Here is a 20732-nt window from a genome sequence, read left to right as displayed (position 1 = left end):
GCGGCGCGGGGCGGGGCCCCCCCCCCCCCGGGTCTGCTCGGCGGGAGCGAGCAGGCCGATCTACGTGGGTCGAACGGCACCCGTTGTTCAGGCGAGTGCGAAGGTCAGCAGCAGGGTGGTCTGCAAGGCGCCACGCCACCACGAGTAGCCGAACCACACACCGGGCGTGACCTCCCGTATCTCGTCGTAGACCTGCGGTGTCGGCGAGGGCGCGTAGTTCAGGGCCCAGGTCGGCTGCCCGTCGGTCAGGGCGGGCGCCACGTAGACGTCCGCGCCCCAGGCCTCGAAGCCCGCACCGGTGAGGCGGTTCATCAGGAAGCCGCCGTCCGGGCCGGTGTAGAAGGTCTTGCCGATCCACAGCGGGGGCGCGATGGCTTGCATGACCGGCGGACGAGTGACCCAGCCCGACTTCACGCCGACCGGAACGGCGCCGAGCGGCGCGTCGTGGAAGATGGCGTCCTGCTGTTCCGGCGAGCACCGGAAGCGCAGTGAATCGAGGGTCGCCGCCTTGTCGTCGGGGTAGAGGACGCAGCCACCCCCGTAGTCGCCGACTTCTTGGGTGTCGATCACTTCGGTCGTCGTATCGGTGCTCTCCGTGTCCGCGGACGCCACGGGACTCGCGGCGCCGAGGAGGAGGCTGGGAATACCGAGCGTGAGCACCAGGGTGCTCAGAAAACGTGCACGAACAGCGATCATCGTTGGCTCCAGATTTGCACCCCGACTCATTCTCGATGGTAGGGCGCGCGCGGTCGGTTCCGTTCGGAACTACCCAACCTGTTACCCGCCATGCGCGACGGATATGGGACCGTGCGGGCCGCACCGGAGGAACGGTGCAGCAGGACTAGGCTGGCCGACGACACCTTCTTCAGAGAGGACCTCCCGTGCAGCCAGGTGGCCAATTCGATATGCAACAGTTGCTCGCCCAGGCGCAGCAGATGCAGCAGGCGGTGATGGAAGCCCAGGCCGAGATCGCGGCGACCGAGGTGGAGGGCGCGGCGGGCGGCGGCCTGGTCCAGGTCAGGCTCAAGGCGAGCGGTGAGGTGGTGTCGTTGACCATCGACCCGAAGGCCGTCGATCCGGACGATGTCGAGACGTTGCAGGACCTGGTCATCGGTGCGGTCAACGACGCGATGGCGAATGCGCAGCGCCTCGCCGCGGAACGGCTGGGACCGCTGTCCCAAGGCCTCGGCGGCGGTTCGCTGCCCGGTTTCTGAGCCGAGGCAGCAGTTGTACGAGGGTCCGGTCCAGGATCTGATCGACGAATTGGGCAAACTGCCCGGCGTCGGTCCGAAGAGCGCCCAGCGCATCGCCTTTCATCTGCTCCAGGTGGAGCCGCCGGAGATCGATCGGTTGCAGGCCGCACTGCAAAAGGTGCGCGACGGCGTGCAGTTCTGCGTGAGTTGCGGGACGGTCTCCGACGGCGAGCTGTGCCGCATCTGCGCCGACCCGCGCCGGGACCGGACCATGATCTGCGTGGTCGAGGAGCCCAAGGACGTGCAGGCGATCGAGCGCACCAGGGAGTTCCGCGGTCGCTACCACGTGCTCGGCGGCGCCCTCGATCCGCTCAGCGGTGTCGGCCCCGACCAGCTGCGGATCCGGGAACTGCTGGCGCGCATCGGAAACCAGGAGGACGGCGTCGACGTCAGCGAGGTGATCATCGCGACGGATCCGAACACCGAGGGCGAGGCCACCGCCACCTACCTGGTCCGGATGCTGCGCGACTTCCCCGGTCTGAGCGTGACCAGGCTGGCCTCGGGCCTGCCGATGGGCGGCGACCTGGAGTTCGCCGACGAGTTGACCCTCGGGCGCGCGCTGTCCGGCCGGCGCGCGATGTAGCCAGCGGAAACGTCCCGGCGGCATCTTCCCGCTCTTGGTGTTCGCGGTGTACGGCGCGTGCGCCGCCGCCGTCCGCGATCAGGTCATTTCCCGTCCCGCCGTGGTCACCCGGATGGCCGGGTCTTCGGCGCCTCGTTCCTCACGCTCGCGGGCCGGCCCTCCAGAATCGGTGACCGGGTTCAGAGATCGACGCGCGACCAGTGCAGGCCCGGGAAGCGGGAGCGGTCGTCGTTGGCCCAGCCCCAGATGAGGGCGGCCACGGTGGCGGGGTCGGAGGCGGTGGTGCCGAAATGCTTGTCGGGGGAGCCGTCCCGGTATTCCACGGTGTAGGCGCCGGAATTCTCCCGGTAGGTCTGGATGTAGAACTGCTCGCCGCGTTCGACGACGAGATACGGGTTGGGCGGGCTCAACTCCGGGATCCACTGCTGGACCAGCGCTTCGGTCAGATACGGGAACTCGCCGGCGCCGCCGTGCGTGACGATGGCCCTGACGTGCCCGGCCGGATCGATCAGCCAGGCCAGCTGCGGGTCGTAGACGGCGTAGTTCAGCGGTGTGGCGAGTTCGAACAGCAAGTGGCGGACGAAGCCGATCGCGTCGTAGGGGCACGGCACATGCAGTGCCGCACCGGTGGCCGCGCCGCCGACCGGCGCGGTGCTGAGAAAGGTGTCCTCCTCGGGCAGTTCCGCGTTGCGTCTGTTCAGTTCGGCCGCGATCCGCGCGACCGCCCTCGACTCGGGGACGCCCTGCTGGGTGCTCAGGTAGGCGTCGACCTCCGCGATCGACGACGCGACACCGGACGGCAGCAACACGTGGTCATAGCTCACCGGGCCAGGGTACGCATACCGTTCAGGCGCGGCGCCGGGCCGTATCGTCCTCACCACACCGGCAGCCGCCCGCGAGGTCCCGGCAATCGAGGATGAAGTCGTGCCTGGAATGGCTGAGCTCTAGGCAGTGCTCGTCGGTGCATTCGGCGATCCGGCTCACGTGCACGATCAGGGTTCCATGACAGTGGTCGAACGCGGATTCACAAGACGAACAGTCAGATCTACGCATATGACCTCCTGACGAGATCGTTCTCGTCGTTCGGTGATACCACCGGCCCGGCTGTCACGGTGGGACCCGGACCAGCGTGTCGCCGCGCCCGGTGCCGGTGCGAACGCGGTGCAACCGGTTCCCGCCGCGCGCCGTTTTGCCCGGCGTTGGCACTGCGACATGCGAAAATGGCCGCACAGCCCACCGATGAGGCGCGCTCGGCACGATCGGTCCGGACCGCGCGGGCAGCATTCGGCGACCGTTGGTACGGATGGCGGAAGTGAGGTCGGGCGGTGACGGTGCGCGATGAGCGGCGAGAGACCGCCCCCACCGTGCGCGAACAGCTCGCGCGCTACCGCGAGGAGGCCGCCGCCACCGCCGCCTACGACGAGTGCGGCGCGCCCGTCGCGGACTACTACGACGAACTGGTCGACGTCAACGGCAAGGTGCGCCGGGTGTGGTCGCAGTTGTCCGCCGACTTCACCGAACTCGGCGGGGACGGTCTGGGCAGGCTGGACAGCCGGGTGCGCAGGCTGATCGACGACGACGGCATCACCTACCTCGAGGTCGGCGCGTCGCCCGAGACCACGACGGCGGCGCCGTGGCGCCTGGATCCGATCCCCTTGCCGGTCGCCGCGGACGATTGGAGCCTGCTCGAGGCCGGGCTGGAACAGCGCTCCCGGGTGTTCGACGAGGTGCTCACCGACATCTACGGGCCGCGCAGGACACTCGCCTCGGGGCTGCTCGCACCGGAAGTCGTATTCGGCAATCGCGGCTACGTGCGGGCCGCGCACGGCATCACCGTACCGGGGCGCCACCAGCTCTTCCTGCACGCCTGTGATCTCAGCCGTTGGGGCGACGGCCGGTTCCGGGTGCTCGCCGACTGGGCGCAGGCGCCGTCCGGCGCCGGATACGCGCTGGCCGACCGCAGGGTCGTGGCGACCGCGATCCCGGAGGCGTTCGAGCACGCGAATCCGCGTCCGCTGACGCCCTTCGCCAGGGCGATGCGCTTGATGCTGATCGAATCCGCGCAGGCCGACGACGACGAGCCGGTGGTCGTCGTGCTCAGCCCGGGCGTGCGTTCCGAGACCGCGTTCGATCAGGCGTATCTCGCCTCCACACTCGGTTTCCCGCTGGTGGAGAGCGCGGATCTGGTGGTCCGCGACGGCGCGCTGTGGATGCGGTCGCTCGGCACGCTCGAGCGGGTGGACGTGGTGCTGCGCCGGGTGGACGCCGAGTTCTCCGATCCGCTCGACCTGCGGCCGGATTCGCGGCTGGGCGTGGTGGGGTTGGTCGAGGTGCTGCGCCGCGGCGCGGTGACGGTGGTGAACACGCTCGGCAGCGGGCTGCTGGAGAATCCCGCGCTGGCCGGATTCCTGCCCGCCCTGTCGCGTGCACTGCTCGGTGAGGATTTGCTGCTGGAGAGCGCGCCGTCGTACTGGGGTGGTCACGAGCGGCAGCGCGGACATCTGATCGCGAATCTGGACAAGCTGGTGCTCCGCTCGGCGGTCGACGGAGCCACGCTGTGCGGCCCCGAGCTGAGCCGGGAGCAGCGCGAGGAGATGAAGGCGCGGATCGCCGCGCACGGGTGGCAATGGGTGGGGCAGGAACCGGCGCAATTCTCCGTCGCGCCCGCCGTCCGCGAGCACGACGGCATCGCCGCGGCTCCGGTCGGCATGCGGTTGTTCTCGCTCGCTCATCGGCGCGGCTACACGGTGATGTCCGGCGGTCTCGGCCAGCTGCGTGCGCGCACGACCGACCGCGCCGCGCGGAAAGTCGCGGCCAAGGACATCTGGGTGCGCGCCGCGCCCACGGCCGCCGCCGCGATCAGCACCGAGCCGCCGCGCGAGCCGCGGCGCACCGCTCCGATCGTGGCGGCGATCAGCTCCCCTCGCGTGCTCAACGATCTTTTCTGGATCGGCCGCTACGGCGAGCGCGCGGAGGACACCGCTCGTCTGCTGATCGCCACCCACGAGCGCTACCAGGAGTTCCGGTATCGCCCCTGGCTGGAAGGCGCCGGCGCGCTACCGATCCTGTTGGCCGCGCTGGGACGGACCACCGCCATCGCGGCTCCGACCGAGAGGTTGTTCGGTCCGGAAGTGCGGGCACTTGCGCCGCAACAGAGTTCGGCTGATCGCGGCATGCTCGCTCCGTCAGGTGTCGGCGTCGATGTCGCGCGCTACGGCGACGAGCGCTCGCACTCCGCGGCGCGGTCGTTCCCGCGTTCCGGTGCGGTGCCCGGCGTGGGCGAGTACGGGGAGGGGACTTCGGCGCCGGACCGGTCGCGGTCTTCCGGCCGTGGGTCGGCCGAGAAGGTCCCCGCCGCCGAGTCATCCGGTTCCGGGACGCCCGAACCTGTTCGGGGCGAGGGCGATTCGGAGCACGCCCGGTACCGTTCCGCTGTGACGCGGAACGAGGCCGTGGCCGGAGTCGATGCGCGACAACCGATCACCGCCGGCATGGAGGCCGTCGCCGGCCGACCGGACGACCGGACGGCTGGTGCGGCGCAGGACACCACCCCGGAGGCGCACCGGGTGCCGGGCGCGTCCCGTGCGGGGCACGACTACCTCGTCACGCTGACGATCGACCGGGAGCTACCCGGATCGCTGGCCTTCGCGATCGATCGGTACGGCAGTGCCGCGCGTGCCGTGCGCGACCAATTGTCGGTGGACACCTGGATGATCCTCGGCGCCGTCGAGCGTGCACTGGCCTGCTACCCGGCCGCGATGGACGACCAGGAGGCGGAACTGTCGGACGTGCATTCGCGGACCCTGGCCGGCCTGCTCGCACTGTCCGGAATCGACGGCGAGTCGCTGATCCGCGACACCGGGTGGCACGTCCGGGACATCGGTAAGCGGATCGAGCGCGGTCTCGCCCTGACCGCGTTGCTGTCGGCCGCGCTGACCCAGCGGTATACCGAGGAGATCGAGCGTGAGGTCACCGAATGGGTGTTGCGCGCCACCGAGTCCTCGGTGAGTTACCGTCGGCGCCACCAGGATTCGGTGCGGATCGCCAACGTCGCCGAGCTCCTGCTGTTCGACACCGCGAATCCGCGATCACTGGCCTATCAGCTGGGCCGCCTGCACGCCGATTTCCAGGCGCTGCCCGGTGCGTCCGGCTCGTCGCGTCCCCAGCGGCTGCTGGCGGAGGCGCGCCGCATGCTGCGCCGCCTCGACCCCGACGATCTCGAGGTCACCGACGCGGACGACCGGCGCACCGAACTGGCGGAGCTGCTGGAGGGAGTGCACCTGCGCCTGCGCAAGCTGTCGGAGTCCTTCGAGACCGCGACGCTGTCGCTCCCGGTGGACATCCAGCCGCTGTGGGGCAGCGCGCAGGTCGTCGGATGACCGGTCGCGCGGGCCGGCGCTACCGGGTGGAGCATCGCACCACGTACTCGTACTCCGGCGAAGTCATCAGCTCCTACGGGCGCGCGTACTTGACGCCGCGCGATCTGCCCGGCCAGCGGCTGCTCGCCCACGAGATCCGGATCGATCCCGCTCCCTCGGACCGGTCGGTGGGCGCGGATGTGTACGGCAACATTACTTCCTACTTCCACGTCACCATCGCGCATCGCGCTCTGACGGTCGTCGGCGAATCACTGGTCGAAGTCGACGCCCCCACCCGCGATGCCGCGGCGGCGACCGAGCCGTGGGAACGCGCGCGCCCGACGGGGGCGAACGGACCGTTCGCCGTCGAGTTCGCTCTCGACCTGCACCCGTCGGAGATCACTCCGGAGATTGTCGCGTACGCGGCCGAATCCTTGCGGCCGGGCCGGCCGCTGCTGGACGCGGTGGCCGAGTTGAACACCCGGATCTACACCGACTTCGCCTACCGGTCCGGGGCCACGACGGTGTCCACCCGGGTGGCCGACGTGTTCGCGGCCCGCGCGGGCGTCTGTCAGGACTTCGCGCGCCTCGCGGTCGCCTGCCTGCGTTCGCACGGCCTCGCCGCCCGATACGTGTCCGGGTACCTGGCCACCGATCCGCCGCCGGGGAAAGAGCGGATGGTCGGCGCCGACGCCACACATGCCTGGGCGGCGGTGTGGGCGCCCGGCGCCGACGGACACGACCGCTCGGGCCGGTGGATCGACCTCGACCCCACCAACGACCAACTCGCCGACGAGCGGTACATCACCGTGGCCTGGGGCCGCGACTACGCCGACGTCCCGCCGCTGCGCGGCATCATCTACACAGACGCGAAGGACAGCGCGATCACCGTCTCCGTAGACGTCACCGAGGTCGGAGTCCGAGAACCGGCCCGCGATCACGACCGGTGAAGCGCACGCTCCAGGAAGCGCTCAACCGCACGGTGGCGAGCCGAACAGCCGGGCACCGCCGAATCACCGGCCGGGATGTGCGGCGCAGCGTGACGGACGTCCGGCTCGGCCCGACCATCGCCCGCACCTGTGGATCGTCCGGTTCGGCGATGTCCTCGATCCGGCCCACCGCGGCCAGAGCGGTCCGCGCGCGCTGCAACGCGCTGTTGACCGCCGCGACCGAGGTATCGAGCTGTCCGGCCACCTCCGCGGCAGTGAAGCCGAGCACCTCCCGCAAGACGAGCACCGCTCGCTGCCGTGGCGGCAACACCTGCCATGCCGCCACCAGCGCCAAGCGCACATCACCGCGGGCCCCGGTGTCGAAGCGAGCATCCGGGAACGGCTGCAGCCACGGCACGTCCATCGCGGGTGTCAGCGTGGCCCTCGGGTCGTCGGACGGGGCGCCCACACCCGACGGCAGCGGTCGCCGTGCCCGGCCTCGCAGGAAGGTCAGGCACGCGTTGGTCGCGATCCGGTACAGCCAAGTCCGCACCGACGCCCGTTGCGGGTCGTACCGCTCCCGCGACTGCCAGGCCCGTATCAGGACCTCTTGCACCAGATCCTCGGCGTCGTGCACCGAACCCACCATCCGGTAGCAGTACGCCATCAATTCACCACGGTGGTGCTCGAACTCCACCACCACATCCAACCGGAGAACGCCGACTCCTCTCCCCTGGGAGAACGCGACGACGACCGAACTCGCCGCACCGCGGCGCGACGTACGCACCCGGAGCGTGCTCGGTCACGTGCGCCGACGCGGCGAGGAACAGCTGCTCCTGTGATCCGCCGGTTCAGGCGCGCAGGCGCTCCCGGCGGAGCTGGTCGACCTCCGGCAGGTCCAGAGGAGCCAGTTCGGTGACGCCGAGTGCGCGCATCAGCAGCAAGTCGGCGAGTTCAGGGTTGCGGGCCAGCGCGGGGCCGTGCATGTAGGTGCCGATCACCGAACCCTGGACGACGCCCTCCAGCCCGTCACCGACGCCGTTGCCGACACCACGGGTGACACGGGCCAGACCGTGCGCGTCACCGCCGAGTTTCGTGCCGCCCCGGTGGTTTTCGAAGCCGGTGAGCGCCGCGGTGAGCCCGTCGAGCAGCGGTGTGGTGGTCACCTCGCCGATGGCGCGTCTGTGCTGTGGCGAGGTGGTGACGTCGAGCAGGCCGACCCCGTCCACCCGCTCGCCCACCGAGGTCTCGTACCACTGGCCGAGCACCTGGATGGCCGCGCAGATCGCCAGCACCGGAGCGCCTCTCCCGGCGGCGCGCTGCAAGCCGGGGTAACGCTGCAGGTGTCGGGTGGCCAGCCGCTGAGCGGAATCCTCCGCTCCGCCCAGGGTGTAGACGTCCAGGGAATCCGGCACCGGCTCCGACAGGGAGATCTCGACGATCTCGGCGTCGTAGCCGCGCATGCGCAACCGCTGGCGCAGCACGAGGGCGTTGCCGCCGTCGCCATAGGTGCCCATCACGTCCGGCAGCACCAGGCCGATGCGGAAGGTCGATGCACTCACGATGCCCGCTCCTCGAGGTCACGGTTGAGATCACGGAAGGCGGTGTAGTTGGCCAGCACTTCCACATGGCCCGCAGGGCACGACGCGATGGCCCGCACCGGATCGGGCACCAGCGTGTGCTCCACGCCCGCGTAGGTCAGCCGGACCGCCAAGTCGGTGGCGCGTTCGCCGGCCGCCACCACCTGCACGCCTTCGAAGTGCTCGAAGCGCACGTCCCACAGCCAGGACAGGTCCTCGCCGTCGGGCACCTGACCGTTCACCGCGATCACCAGGCCCGCCGAGGTCGGCTCGATCATCGACAGCGCCTCCTGCCACCCGGCCGGGTTCTTCGCCAGCAGCAGACGCGCGTCGTGCTCGCCGACCTGCACGGTGCGGTAGCGGCCCGCGATCTCGCGGACCGTGCCCGCGGCCGCGACGGCCCGTTCCGGGTCGGCGCCCAACGCGACGGCGGCGGCCACCGCCTGTGCGGCGTTGCCGCGGTTGGCGCGGCCCGGCAGCGCGAGCCGCAGCGGGAAACGCTTGCCCTCCGGCCCGATCAGATCGTCCCCGTCGAGCCACCAATCGGGCTCCGGACGCTGGAAATCCGCTCCGGTGCTGCGCCAGCGCTCGCCCTCCCAGACGATCGGCTCGCCGCTGCGCGGGCAACTGGTCGCGTCCATCGCCCAGCCGCTGCCCGCGGCCACCCACACCACGTTGGGGTGGTCGTAGGCGATCGAGGTGACCAGCACGTCGTCGCAGTTGGCGACCACCACGGTGGCCGGGTGCTTCGCCAGGCCCGCGCGCAGCTTGCGCTCGATCATGTTGATCTCCCCGACCCGGTCGAGCTGGTCGCGGCTGAGGTTCAGCAGGACCACCGCCGACGGGTTCAGCGAATCGGAGACGTGCGGCAGGTGCAGTTCGTCGACCTCGATCGCGGCCAGCGGCGCGCGCCGGTGCGCGTTGAGCGCCGCGACGATGCCCGCGTCCATATTGGCGCCGTCGGCCTGGGTCGCGACCGCACCGAGGGTGCTGAGCGCGGCGGTGGTCATCCGAGTCGTGGTCGACTTGCCGTTCGTTCCGGTCACCAGCACGGTGCGCCGCCGCTGTCCGAGCTGGTCCATGACGGTCGGATCGATCTTCAACGCGATCAGGCCGCCGATCATCGAGCCCTTACCGCGACCCGCCTTCTGCGAGGCCCAGGACGCCGCGTCCGCCGCCGCCAGCGCGAGCCGTCCGCGCACCGATAGTTCTGCCACGTCGCGAGTCTATGTTCGAGGCGTGATCCGGGCGCGCCGCGGTCGGGTAGCGTGGGCCACGCGGCTCACGCCTGGTAGAGCTTGGCCGCGTAGTTCTCCGGCGCGTAGTAGCGCTCCAGCTCCTCCACCGTCTCGGTGACGTTCTTCTGCACTTCTTTGACCAGGCAGGCGGGGCTCGGCAAGGTGTCCTCCGGCCACCGCTGCGGCTCCCAGAGATGGCTGCGCATGAACGCCTTCGCGCAGTGGAAGAAAATCTGATCGATGTCGACCTCGACGGCGAGGATCGGGCGGTGCCCGCGCACCACCATGTCGTCGAAGTACGGCGCGTCGCGCACCAGCCGGGCGCGGCCGTTGATCCGCAGCGTCTCGCGGCGGCCCGGGATCACGAACAGCAGGCCGACGTGCGGGTTGGCCAGGATGTTGAAGTAGCCGTCGGCGCGCCGGTTGCCGGGGCGCTCCGGGATGGCGAGGGTGGTGTCGTCGAGCACCCGCACGAACCCCGCCGGATCGCCTTTGGGCGAGGCGTCGCAGTTGCCGTCCGCGTCGCAGGTGCTCATCACCAGGAACGGGGACCGCGCGATCCACTCCCGGTCCCTGGCGTGCAGGGCGGGGCGCTCCTTGGTGGCGGCGCGCGGCGCCACCTCGCCGAGCAATGCCCGCAGGTCCGCCGGGTCGGTGATCTCATTCGGGACGGTGCTCTCACGCATGGTTCGATTGTGGCACCGCACGCAGCGCGTGGCGATCGAGTTCTGTTCCGGTGCGGGGTATCCGAGTCCGTCGGACGTGAACCGGGTCAGCTGTCCGGCTACGTAGCGATCGCTCGACGAAACCGGCCCGGCTCGCTGACCGTTCGAGGTCAGCGGGCCGGGCCGTCGAGATTGATTCTGCTACGGGCGCGGGAACTCGCCATCGGCTACGCCGGCGGCGAAGGCATCCCACTCACCGGGGGTGAAGACCAGCGCCGGGCCGGTTGGATTCTTCGAGTCGCGGACGCCGACCTTGCCCCCGTCGAGGAATGCGACCTCGACGCAGTCCTGGCTTGCTCCGCTGTGGCTGCTCTTGAACCATCGCGCCCCGGACAGGTCAGTGCTCACGTCCATACTCCTTCTCTATATCCCGAAGCAGCCTGCGGCTCTCCTGGACATCCAGGGCAGCGCCCCGGATCGCCTCATACGCCATACCATACCGCTGCACTGTCGTGGGCTTATCTACGTACAGTGCGCCCGTGAACCCTTCCATGTAGACAACGGGCGGCTCAACCGGGTCCTTGCCAGCCCTGCTGAACTCGAGGATCGTAAACGGGCCGATCTGGTCGCCGGTGGGATACCCGGCGGCGAACGGCAGAACCCGGAACGCGATGTTCGGTCGGCGACTGGCGTCGACCAGAGCGCGTATCTGCTCTGCCATTACCCGTGCGGAGCCAATAATCTGGCGCAACACGGACTCGTGGATGACCACGTCCATCTCCACAGGGTCGGACGTTCGTGTAGTCAACGATTGCCGCTTGATGCGCAATTGGACCCGTCGTTCGATCTCAGCCGCACGATCATCAGGGCGCCCAGCCGCGATCAGCGTCTGGGTATACCGGGGCGCCTGAAGCAGCCCAGGGACCCCCGACGTGCTGGAAGCAGCACTGGAACGAATCGCCTACGCCGATATCACCGCGATCATCACCCCAGCCCTGTCCCACATCGAAAACCAAATCCACCGCATCCGGCGCGCATGCGAACTACTGACCATCCACCCACCCGCCTCCTACACCCGCCAACACCCACAATCGCGGCTCCGCCCGAACACCATGGAGACCACCTGATGAGCTGGATCATGGACTACTGCAACGACACCACCCCACCCGCCGATCACAAACACGCCAACGGCTTACTGAAACTCCACGCCCCGTGCACGCCCTCATGCCCCCGTAAACTCGCCGCCCAACAATGGCTCACGCAACAGGATGGAACACCGGCGATCGAGAACTGAACAACCCGCTCGCCCGAAAATGGTTTTGGGGATCCGATGTGGCCGGTAAGCGCGGCCAGCCGACCTATCACCCTGCCGCGTCCATCGACCGCGGTTCAGACCGGGACGTCGAACATATTGGGCTGCCCGGCCGCATAGCGGTCGGCGTCGATCCGGCGCAGCGGTTCCAGCTCGGGTGCGCGGTAGAGGGTGTACATCCGGCAGCGCTCCGCGTTCGAACCGGCCACGTCCAGCAATGCGTTCACCGCGGCGCGGGCGGACTCGTTGGCGCCTTCCATGGTCGCCAGGTCGATGTTGGTGCGCACGTAATCGCCTGCCAGGAAGAGGTTTTCCAGTGCGCCGTGCGGCTGCGGGCGGTATTCCCACGACCCGGCGGTGTTGATCAGCAACGGGTCGGCGTTGGCATTGCGCCGCTGATCCTCCTGCCAGGTGATGCCCGGATCGAGGAACCAGGAGTGCAGGTCGGCGTCGCGCAGCAGCTCGCCGCGATCGTTCAGATGGGCTTTGATCTGCGCCCATGCCTCGCGAGCGATCTCCTCGTGGGTGCACTCCTCGGCGGGTTTGCCGAACAGCATGCCGGGGGTGTTCCAGTCGGAGATGTCCACCGAGAGGCAGTCCTGCACGCCGCCGTCGCCGAACTCGGTCAGCTTGCGCCGCCACAGCTGGTTCTGGCTGATCGAGGTGAGCGACCACGGCGCGTCGATGTAGGCGGTGTGGCCGCGCGAAATGTCGGCCGGTCGCCGCAGGTAGAACTGGATGCCGTTCATCCAGTCGGTGAACAGGTTGTCCATCCCGGCCAATTCGGGCTGGACGTCTAGCACTTGCGGCGACCACAACGCGCGCGCTCGTTCGGCGGGCAACGCGACGACGAAGTAGTCCGCCTCGATCGCGCGCTGCGTGCCGGTCGCGTCCACGACCTGGGCCGCGACGATCCTGCGGTCGCGCACCTGGAGCTCGCGCACTTCGGCGCCGAGCACGAATTCCGCGCCGAGTTCGCGAATCCGCCGCGTCCACGGCTCGATCCACACCGCGTTGGTCGGGCCGTTCAGCACCCGGTCCAGGCTGCCGTCGTTGCCGATCTCCAGGGGATTGCCGAGGAACTGCTCGCCCATCGTGCCGATGGTGCGCACACTCGCGATGTTCTCCTTCGCGGCGACCATGATGCTGGTCAGCGTACGCGACAGCAGCGCGCGGAACTCGTGTGAGCGCGCGTGGCCGCCGACGAAATCATGCCAGGAAGTGCGCTCCCACTGGCCGAGGCGGCGGGCATCGCAGCTGGTGTTGAAGACCAGCAGGCGTTCGGCGAAGTAGACGCCCTCGTTGGCGGGCATCTTCAGCGCGGTCGACAGCACCGCGCCGAGCGTTTCGCGGAAACTGTCCGGGGAGAATTCGGCACGGGCGCGCGGACCGAGCGGGGCGCGGAAGTCGTCGCCGCCGCGGCGGGCGAATCGCGCTTCCGGCACCGTGACGAGGTTGTCCCATACGCCGTTCGTGTTGCCGGGAAACGGGATTCGGCGCATCGTATCCGGCACGTGCTGATAGAAGCCGGGGAAGAAACGGAAGCCGTGTTCGCCGGGAAGGTCCGGCCGCCCGTCCGTTCCGGTGCCGGGCACGCCGACGCTGCGGGCTTTACCGCCCCACGCCCGTTTTTCGTAGATGGTGACCTGGAACCCGCGTTCCGCGAGTTCATGTGCCGCGGTCAGGCCCGCGACACCGCCACCGAGTACCGCGACCCTTGTGCCACCGGGATTCGCCGTGGCCGGCGTGGGTCTCAGCGCACCGGCCGTCAGTGCCCCCGCTGTCGCCACCCCCGCCGCGACCGTGTTACGAAGCAGTGCTCTCCGCGATACGGTCCACTGATTGTCTGCCATGCGCTGCTCTGCTGCCTAGGGACCAATTTCCACGCCGGGCACTACTGTAAAGCGGCAAGGCGATGGATTCGCACCGACCCCGTAACGCATGCGATTTTCGTGAGTGCACATCGGGCGCGGACGCCGTCCGCTCAGGCTGAGCGACCGATGCCTGCGATCGCCGCTGTTCCCGAGTTCTGGATGCGCACCGTGCCCGCGTGCGGCCTGCTCGACGTCGCGGCGAACGCTCCGGTCAGCACCACAACCCCGCCGATCAGCGACAACGGGGTAGGGGTCTCGCCCAGGAAAGTCCACGCCGCCGCGATGCCGATGATGGGGACGAGCAGGGAGAACGGCGCGACCAGGCCGGCCGGATAGCGACCGAGCAGATAGGTCCACAATCCCGTGCCCACCACGGTGGCGAGGACGGCGATGTAGGCGAGTGCCAGAAGGGCGGGCAGGCCCGTGGGTGTGAACGCCTCGACCACAGCGTGCGCTCCCGTGGTCGGCCCCTCGACGACAGCCGACAGCGCGAACAGCGGCAGCGGCGGGATGGCGGTGGTCCACAGCATCAGGTGCAACGGGTTGACGCCGGGCGTCTCGGTACCGGCCAGACGCGCGCCGATATTGCCGAAGGCCCAACCCAGTCCGCCCGCGAGGGTCAACAGCACCGGCACCAGCTCGGCGTGGGCGAGCCGGTCCCAGCCGATCACCGCCATACCCGCCACCGCGACGGCGATGCCCGCGATCTGCACCGGGCGCATCCGCTCGCCCAGCAGCAGGGTGCCGAGCAGCACGGTGAACGGCGCCGAGGATTGCAGGACCAGCGAGGCGAGCCCGGTCGGCATGCCCATCCGCATCGCGGTGAACAGGAACGTGAACTGCAGGATGCCGAAACCGGTGCCGTACAGCAGGATCCAGCGCATCCGCACCGGAGGACGCGGGATGAACAGCAGCGCGGGCACCGCGAGCACCGCGAAGCGCAGCGCCGCGAAGAAGAACGGGGGGAAGTGGTCGAGCCCGACCCGAATGGCGAGAAAATTCAATCCCCACAGTAGGACGACGGTCAGGCCGAGCAGGCGGTCGCGGTTGGTCACACCGTCATCGTGCGGTGCGCTAAAGATCAGAACAATCGAATAATTATGGATCAATGTTGTAGCTTGACTTAATAAATTTCGGCACCGAACCCGTCGCGCCCGGTCCGCCCATGGCACTGGAGAGGTTGCGCGTGCTGCGTGAACTGGCCGATCGCGGCACCGTGTCCGCCGTGGCGGCAGCACTGTCCATGACGCCATCCGCCGTTTCCCAGCAGCTCAAGGTGCTGGCGCGGGAGGCGGGGGTGGCCCTGCTCGAACCGGACGGCAGACGAGTGCGGCTCACCGACGCGGGGCGCGCCCTGGTCGTGCGCGCGGACGAAGTGCTCGCCGCCATGGATCGCGCGGTCGCCGAGATGGCGCACTATCGCGGCTCGCCGCGCGGACGGGTGCGCGTCGCGGTATTCCCCTCGGGCGGTGCGTTGCTGCTGCCGCACGTGCTACCCGGCATGGCGGACAGCGGAGTCGAGGTGATCGCGCGGGACGAGGACGTGCCGCCCTCGCAAGTGGCGCGACTGCTCGCCGATTACGACGTGGTGCTGACCCATCGCGACGAACGTGCCGCGCCCATCGCCGACCCGCGCGTCGCTACCCGGGTGCTGATGCGCGAGCCGATCGATGTGGTCACGGCGCCGACCCATCGGCTCGCGGGCCGTGCGGCCGTCGCGCCGGAGGAATTGGCGGACGAGACGTGGCTCAGCGTGCGGGGTGGTTTCCCCGTCGACGACGTACTGCGCTCGATCGCCACCGTGACCGGCGTGCAGCCGCGCATAGCGCAGCGACTCAACGATTTCCGTGTCATCGAGACGCTGGTCGCCACCGGCTACGGCGTCGCGCTCATGCCCCGCTACGCGGTGGGCCACCCCGCCTTGGCGCTACTACGGCTGTCCGGTGTGCGCGCCGCGCGAGTGTACGAACTGGCCACCCGGCCCCGTGCCGATGCCGGTCCGGCGATCGCTGCCGTGCTCGCGGCGTTCGAGTCGGCCGCCGCATTGGCGACAGCCGACTCCGCACACGGAGAAGGCTCCGCCGTACGGGCATGACTCCGCGCGGCGGTGCCGAGAGGGTCAGAATCCTTGCGGCGGCTGCTGCCGGTAGGGATGCTGGGCCTGTGAGCTGACGTAGCCGAAGTCGTCGGCGACCATCGCCGCCAGCTCCAGCAGCGCCCGCCGCGTCGGCTTGCTCACCAGTTCCAGATCGATTTCCGCGCCCTCGGCCAGGTGATCGTCGAACGGCACGACCTGCACCGCGCGGGTGCGATCGAGGAACAGTTTGCGCAGCTGGTCGAGATCGACGGTGGAGGCGCCGCGCCGGGAAGCGTTCACCACCACGACGGTTCGCTCCACCAACTTGCCGTAGCCGTGGTGGTCGAGCCAGTCCAGCGTGGCCGACGCACTGCGCGCGCCGTCGATGGCGGGCGAGGTGACCAGCACCAGCGAACTCGCCATATCCAGCACGCCCGCCATCGCGGAGTGCATCAAGCCGGTGCCGCAGTCGGTCAGGATGATGTTGTAGAACGACTGTAAAATGCCGATCGCCTTGCGGTAGTCCGCTTCGCTGAACGCCTCGGAGACCGCCGGATCCTGTTCGCTGGCGAGCACTTCCAAGCGGCTCGGCGCCTGCGAAGTGTGCGCACGCACGTCGGAGTACCTGGTGATGTGATGATCCTCGAGCAGGTTGCGCACGGTGGATCGGGTCTGCCGCGGAACACGGTGCGCGAGCGTGCCCAGGTCGGGGTTGGCGTCGATCGCGATCACCCGGTCGCCGCGCTGCGAAGCGAAGGTGGAGCCGAGACCGACCGTGGTCGTGGTCTTCCCGACACCGCCCTTGAGTGACAGGATCGCGATCCGGTAGTCACCGCGCACCGGCTGGTTCACCCGGTCGACGAGGTCCTGGTAGACGATGTCGGCCGCCGACTCACCCGGATTGATCATGCCGCCGGACACCTTGTGCACCGCACGGCGCCAGCCGCTGCGCGGCGCCCTACGGGCGCGCCGGAGCAGATTCAGGTCGTTCACCGAATGTCCGGGCTGGCCGGGCTGTGGCACATGTTGCGGTTGGAACGGCGGTGCCGACTGGTATTGACCCGGGCCGCCCTGCCAGCTCGGCCCCTGCGGTTGCGCGAGCGGCGGCGCGGACGGCGGTTGATAGGCGGGCGGCGGAGGCTGATGCGTCACCGGGGGAGGCGGCGGCGCCCAGCTGTAGATCGGGCCGCTGGGCTGATCGGGCTGCGGCGCAGTGGATTCCGGCTGTGCGGAATCCACTGGCACGCGGTGGTTCAGTCCGTCGCCGCCGATGTCCTGGCGGTACTCCCCGTAGCCGGGATGAGGCCCGTCCGGAGGTGTGGCTATCGGGTGGTTACCGCTGTGGCCCGACGGTGGCTGAAATGGGCCGGTAGTGAACGGCTCTCCCGGAAAGGGGGACGGAGGGGGATACGCGCCCGCGCTCGGCGGAGCGTATGAACCGTACGGCTCGGCCGGTCCGCCCTGCGGGGGAGCCCAGGCCTGCGCCGGTGCCGTGGCCTGCGGGTAGGCCGTGGTCTGCTCCGTCGGGCCTTGCGGCTCCGGCTGTTCGGGTTGGGCGTCCGGCTGGGCCGCCCCGGCCGACCCGTCGGTTCCCTTCACTTCCGCGCCGCCGGCCTGCTCGGCCGACGGGTCGTTGGCCGATGACTCCACGTCGCTGACTTCGGCCGTATCCACGGAATGACTTTGCAGCCAGGGTGGAGAGGTCGGATTGTGGTCGTTTGTTGTCACGGTTCCCCCATCTGCTCGGGAGTTCGAGCAGAGAGCTCGGCGCTTGGAGTGCGAATCCAACGCTAGCACGGGGTTCGTTACCCCGTGTCGCGGTAGGTGTGCCCGGGCAGGGGGAGCGCGGCGCCCTGACAAATGGCCTGCCCCAGCGGGATCGGGCGCCGCGCGTTGAACCGCGCGGCGCCCGATCGGATGCGTGCCGAGTTGCGCTGTCAGTGCGCCCGGTTCACCGCCGACACCACCGCGCGCAGCGACGCGGTCGTGATCGAGGTGGCGATGCCGACACCCCACACCACCTTGTCGCCGATCGCGCACTCCACATAGGCGGCGGCCTGCGCGTCGTCGCCCGCGGACATGGCGTGCTCGGAGTAGTCCAGGACCTCGACCTCGAAGCCGACGGCCGCGATCGCGTCGACGAACGCGGCGAGCGGCCCGTTGCCATTGCCGGTGATCTCCTGCTCGACGCCGTCGACCTTCACCACGGCCACGATCGAGTCGACCCCGCCGTCGGTCTCCGACGCGGTGACCTTCTGACGTATCCGCTCCAGCGGCCGGATCGGGCTCAGATACTCCTCGTGGAAGACATCCCACATCTCCTTGGGCGTCACCTCGCCGCCCTCGCCGTCGGTGATCTTCTGGATCGCCTGCGAGAACTCGATCTGCAGCCGTCGCGGCAATGCCAGCCCGTGGTCGGTCTTCATGATGTAGGCGACGCCGCCCTTGCCGGACTGCGAGTTGACCCGGATGACCGCCTCGTAGGTGCGGCCCACGTCCTTGGGGTCGATCGGCAGGTAGGGCACCTCCCAGACGATGTCGTCGACGTCCGACTCGGCCGCGTCGGCCGCGGTCTTCATCGCGTCCAGGCCCTTGTTGATGGCGTCCTGGTGGCTGCCCGAGAACGCGGTGTAGACCAGGTCGCCGCCGTACGGGTGCCGCTCGTGCACCGGCAACTGGTTGCAGTACTCGACGGTGCGGCGAACCTCATCGATGTCGGAGAAATTGATCTGTGGATCGACACCGCGGGAGAACAGGTTCATCCCCAATGTGACCAGGCACACATTGCCGGTGCGCTCGCCGTTGCCGAACAGGCAGCCCTCGATCCGGTCGGCGCCGGCTTGGTAGCCCAGCTCGGCGGCGGCCACGGCGGTGCCGCGGTCGTTGTGTGGGTGCAGCGACAGCACGATCGCCTCGCGGCGGGCCAGGTTGCGGCTCATCCACTCGATCGAGTCGGCGTAGACGTTCGGCGTCGCCATCTCCACAGTGGCGGGCAGGTTGATGATCAGCGGCTTCTGCGGCGTCGGGGCGATGATCGCCGAGACCGCGTCGCAGACCTCCTTGGCGTACTCCAGCTCCGTGCCGGTGTAGGACTCCGGGCTGTACTCATAACGCCAATTGGTGTCCGGGTAGCGCTGCTCGATCTCCAGGCACAGCGCGGCCGCGTCGGTGGCGATCTTCTTCACCGCATCGCGGTCGGCGCGGAAGACCACCTTGCGCTGCAGGATGGAGGTGGAGTTGTAGAAGTGCACGATGACGTTCTGCGCGCCCGCGCACGCTTCGAAGGTGCGCTCGATCAGCTCCGGGCGGCACTGGGTCAGCACCTGGATGGTGACGTCGTCGGGGATCGCGCCGTCCTCGATGATCTCGCGGACGAAGTCGAAGTCGGTCTGGCTGGCCGACGGGAAGCCGACCTCGATCTCCTTGTAACCCATCCGTACCAGCAGGTCGAACATGCGGCGCTTGCGAGCGGGGCTCATCGGGTCGATCAACGCTTGATTGCCGTCGCGCAGGTCGACCGCGCACCAGCCGGGCGCCCGGTCGATGACCTTGTCCGGCCAGGTGCGGTCGGGCAACGTGATCGGCTCGACCTCCTCGGCGAACGGCCGGTAGCGGAACGTCGGCATCGAGGAGTTCTTCTGCTTGTTCCAACCGGGCTGGTCGGCGGGGGCGGGCTTGCTCGGCGCGGTGATGGTGCGCGCGCCTGACACGAATGCGTCAGCAGGGGACATGGGCGGTTCTCCCGAGGATGTCGTATTTCCCAAAGGGCTGGTCGACCGGCGCGGCAAAACCCCGCGACGGGAGCCGGTCCGATCAGACCCCGTCGCGGCGGTCGAGAAGAAGTGCCCGCTGCATGATGTCCGCGAGTTTACCGTGCCGAGATCCGGTCGGGAAGGGAGGTCCCGTCGTCGGGTGATCCGACGATCCCCGCTACCGTTCGGTCCGGCAATGAACCACCCTGTGCGGGCGCGGGGACCGACGGGACGTCGAAGGATTGGCAATGACCTGGCTGGAGCAACTGGCCGTCTTCGGTGCGGGCATCGCGGCGGGCGGCATCAACACGATCGTCGGCTCCGGCACGCTGATCACCTTTCCCGTTCTCCTCGCGTTCGGCCTGCCGCCGGTGACGGCGAATGTGTCCAACACCATCGGTCTGGTCCCCGGCTCGATCAGTGGCGTGCACGGCTACCGGAGGGAACTGGCGGGGCAGCGCGACCGGCTGGTGCGGTTGGGCACCGCGGCGCTGCTCGGCGGCACCACCGGCGCGGTGCTGCTGCTGGTGTTACCCGCCACAGCGTTCAAGGCGATCGTGCCCATCCTGATCATCCTGGCATTGGTGCTGGTCGTCGTGCAGCCGCGACTCGCGAACTGGGTCAAGCGCCGCCGGGAGGACAACGGCGCTCCGGTGCCGGAGCACGGGGGACCCATCCTGTTCGCCGCGGTCTACGCCGCCGGTATCTACGGCGGGTACTTCGGCGCCGCGCAAGGCGTGCTGCTGATCGGACTGCTGGGCGTTTTCGTGCACGACGACATCCAGCGCCTCAACGGGGTGAAGAACGTGCTCGCCCTGATCGCGAACGCGGTCTCCGCGCTGATCTTCATCGCCGTGGCCGACGTGGACTGGCGCGCGGCGGCCCTGATCGCACTCGGCTCGATCATCGGCGGGCAACTCGGCGCGCGCGTGGGCAGGCGGATGCCGCCGACCTTGCTGCGCGGGGTCATCGTCGTGGTCGGCCTCATCGCGGTGGTCCGCCTCGTGACGTCCTGAGGACGCGCCGATGACGGTCGAGATGCGCGAACCGTGGCGGTGAACTGGCGCCGCGCCCACGGCGAGTGCGGTAGTGCGGCACGAATTTCCGGGCC

Annotated in this window: 19 protein-coding genes; 7 read left to right on the top strand and 12 right to left on the bottom strand. The window is 69.2% G+C overall.

The genetic code is table 11. The features are described from left to right. Positions 1–87 precede the first annotated feature (87 nt). Positions 88–696: a hypothetical protein gene (locus ACT89H_RS24785; RefSeq protein WP_445111041.1), complete on the bottom strand. Its 609-nt coding sequence runs from the start codon at positions 694–696 to the stop codon at positions 88–90. A 185-nt stretch (positions 697–881) separates the two neighbouring features. Between ACT89H_RS24785 and ACT89H_RS24780 the strand changes: the two genes are divergently transcribed. Further along, positions 882–1214 (top strand): YbaB/EbfC family nucleoid-associated protein, encoded by a 333-nt coding sequence (locus tag ACT89H_RS24780; RefSeq protein ID WP_445111040.1) that lies wholly within the window; start codon positions 882–884, stop codon positions 1212–1214. A gap of 13 nt (positions 1215–1227) precedes the next feature. Beyond that, a complete protein-coding gene (gene recR, locus ACT89H_RS24775) occupies positions 1228–1836 on the top strand; it encodes a recombination mediator RecR (RefSeq protein WP_445111039.1) in 609 nt (202 codons plus the stop codon). Positions 1837–2015: 179 nt separating this feature from the next. Here recR and ACT89H_RS24770 read toward each other — a convergent pair whose 3' ends face one another. Further along, positions 2016–2660: a hypothetical protein gene (locus ACT89H_RS24770; protein WP_445111038.1), complete on the bottom strand. Its 645-nt coding sequence runs from the start codon at positions 2658–2660 to the stop codon at positions 2016–2018. A gap of 501 nt (positions 2661–3161) precedes the next feature. Between ACT89H_RS24770 and ACT89H_RS24765 the strand changes: the two genes are divergently transcribed. Beyond that, positions 3162–6215 carry a circularly permuted type 2 ATP-grasp protein gene (locus ACT89H_RS24765; RefSeq protein ID WP_445111037.1) on the top strand — a complete coding sequence of 1018 codons (3054 nt, stop codon included), beginning with the start codon at positions 3162–3164 and terminating at the stop codon, positions 6213–6215. After that, on the top strand, positions 6212–7144 hold the full coding sequence (locus ACT89H_RS24760) for a transglutaminase family protein (protein ID WP_445111036.1): 933 nt from the start codon (positions 6212–6214) through the stop codon (positions 7142–7144). Before ACT89H_RS24765 ends, ACT89H_RS24760 begins: the two co-directional genes overlap by 4 nt. Here ACT89H_RS24760 and ACT89H_RS24755 read toward each other — a convergent pair. The 6 genes from ACT89H_RS24755 to ACT89H_RS24730 all read right to left on the bottom strand — a co-directional run bounded on the left by ACT89H_RS24755 (position 7098) and on the right by ACT89H_RS24730 (position 11489). Further along, complete coding sequence (locus tag ACT89H_RS24755; RefSeq protein WP_445111035.1) at positions 7098–7910, bottom strand: RNA polymerase subunit sigma-70; 813 nt, start codon at positions 7908–7910, stop codon at positions 7098–7100. The genes ACT89H_RS24760 and ACT89H_RS24755 overlap by 47 nt on opposite strands. Positions 7911–7974: 64 nt before the next feature. Then, positions 7975–8685, bottom strand: coding sequence for a type 1 glutamine amidotransferase (locus ACT89H_RS24750; RefSeq protein ID WP_445111034.1), 711 nt, complete (start codon positions 8683–8685; stop codon positions 7975–7977). Further along, positions 8682–9920 carry a DUF1727 domain-containing protein gene (locus ACT89H_RS24745; RefSeq protein WP_445111033.1) on the bottom strand — a complete coding sequence of 413 codons (1239 nt, stop codon included), beginning with the start codon at positions 9918–9920 and terminating at the stop codon, positions 8682–8684. The genes ACT89H_RS24750 and ACT89H_RS24745 overlap by 4 nt, the downstream gene beginning before the upstream one ends. A gap of 65 nt (positions 9921–9985) precedes the next feature. Continuing rightward, positions 9986–10627 (bottom strand): pyridoxamine 5'-phosphate oxidase family protein, encoded by a 642-nt coding sequence (locus ACT89H_RS24740; protein ID WP_445111032.1) that lies wholly within the window; start codon positions 10625–10627, stop codon positions 9986–9988. Between the two features lie 180 nt (positions 10628–10807). Then, positions 10808–11014, bottom strand: coding sequence for a DUF397 domain-containing protein (locus ACT89H_RS24735; protein ID WP_445111031.1), 207 nt, complete (start codon positions 11012–11014; stop codon positions 10808–10810). Next, positions 11004–11489 carry a DUF5753 domain-containing protein gene (locus ACT89H_RS24730; RefSeq protein WP_445111061.1) on the bottom strand — a complete coding sequence of 162 codons (486 nt, stop codon included), beginning with the start codon at positions 11487–11489 and terminating at the stop codon, positions 11004–11006. Before ACT89H_RS24730 ends, ACT89H_RS24735 begins: the two co-directional genes overlap by 11 nt. Before the next feature lie 49 nt (positions 11490–11538). Between ACT89H_RS24730 and ACT89H_RS24725 the strand changes: the two genes are divergently transcribed. Further along, complete coding sequence (locus ACT89H_RS24725) at positions 11539–11733, top strand: hypothetical protein (protein WP_445111030.1); 195 nt, start codon at positions 11539–11541, stop codon at positions 11731–11733. A 262-nt stretch (positions 11734–11995) separates the two neighbouring features. Here ACT89H_RS24725 and ACT89H_RS24720 read toward each other — a convergent pair whose 3' ends face one another. Together ACT89H_RS24720 and ACT89H_RS24715 are read right to left on the bottom strand one after the other, a co-directional pair. Next, positions 11996–13771: a hydroxysqualene dehydroxylase gene (locus tag ACT89H_RS24720; protein ID WP_445111029.1), complete on the bottom strand. Its 1776-nt coding sequence runs from the start codon at positions 13769–13771 to the stop codon at positions 11996–11998. Positions 13772–13902: 131 nt separating this feature from the next. After that, a complete protein-coding gene (locus tag ACT89H_RS24715; protein WP_445111028.1) occupies positions 13903–14847 on the bottom strand; it encodes an EamA family transporter in 945 nt (314 codons plus the stop codon). 110 nt (positions 14848–14957) lie between these two features. Between ACT89H_RS24715 and ACT89H_RS24710 the strand changes: the two genes are divergently transcribed. Beyond that, complete coding sequence (locus tag ACT89H_RS24710) at positions 14958–15887, top strand: LysR family transcriptional regulator (protein WP_445111027.1); 930 nt, start codon at positions 14958–14960, stop codon at positions 15885–15887. Between the two features lie 24 nt (positions 15888–15911). Here ACT89H_RS24710 and ACT89H_RS24705 read toward each other — a convergent pair whose 3' ends face one another. Together ACT89H_RS24705 and leuA are read right to left on the bottom strand one after the other, a co-directional pair. Next, positions 15912–17543 (bottom strand): MinD/ParA family ATP-binding protein, encoded by a 1632-nt coding sequence (locus tag ACT89H_RS24705; protein WP_445111026.1) that lies wholly within the window; start codon positions 17541–17543, stop codon positions 15912–15914. Between the two features lie 263 nt (positions 17544–17806). After that, positions 17807–19600 (bottom strand): 2-isopropylmalate synthase, encoded by a 1794-nt coding sequence (leuA, locus tag ACT89H_RS24700; RefSeq protein ID WP_445111025.1) that lies wholly within the window; start codon positions 19598–19600, stop codon positions 17807–17809. A 269-nt stretch (positions 19601–19869) separates the two neighbouring features. Between leuA and ACT89H_RS24695 the strand changes: the two genes are divergently transcribed. Further along, positions 19870–20637: a sulfite exporter TauE/SafE family protein gene (locus ACT89H_RS24695; RefSeq protein WP_445111024.1), complete on the top strand. Its 768-nt coding sequence runs from the start codon at positions 19870–19872 to the stop codon at positions 20635–20637. Positions 20638–20732: the final 95 nt, after the last annotated feature.

The organism is Nocardia aegles (assembly GCF_052545135.1).
The sequence above is the reverse complement of the archived record's forward strand: the minus strand, read 5'-3'. Positions and strand labels throughout refer to the sequence as shown.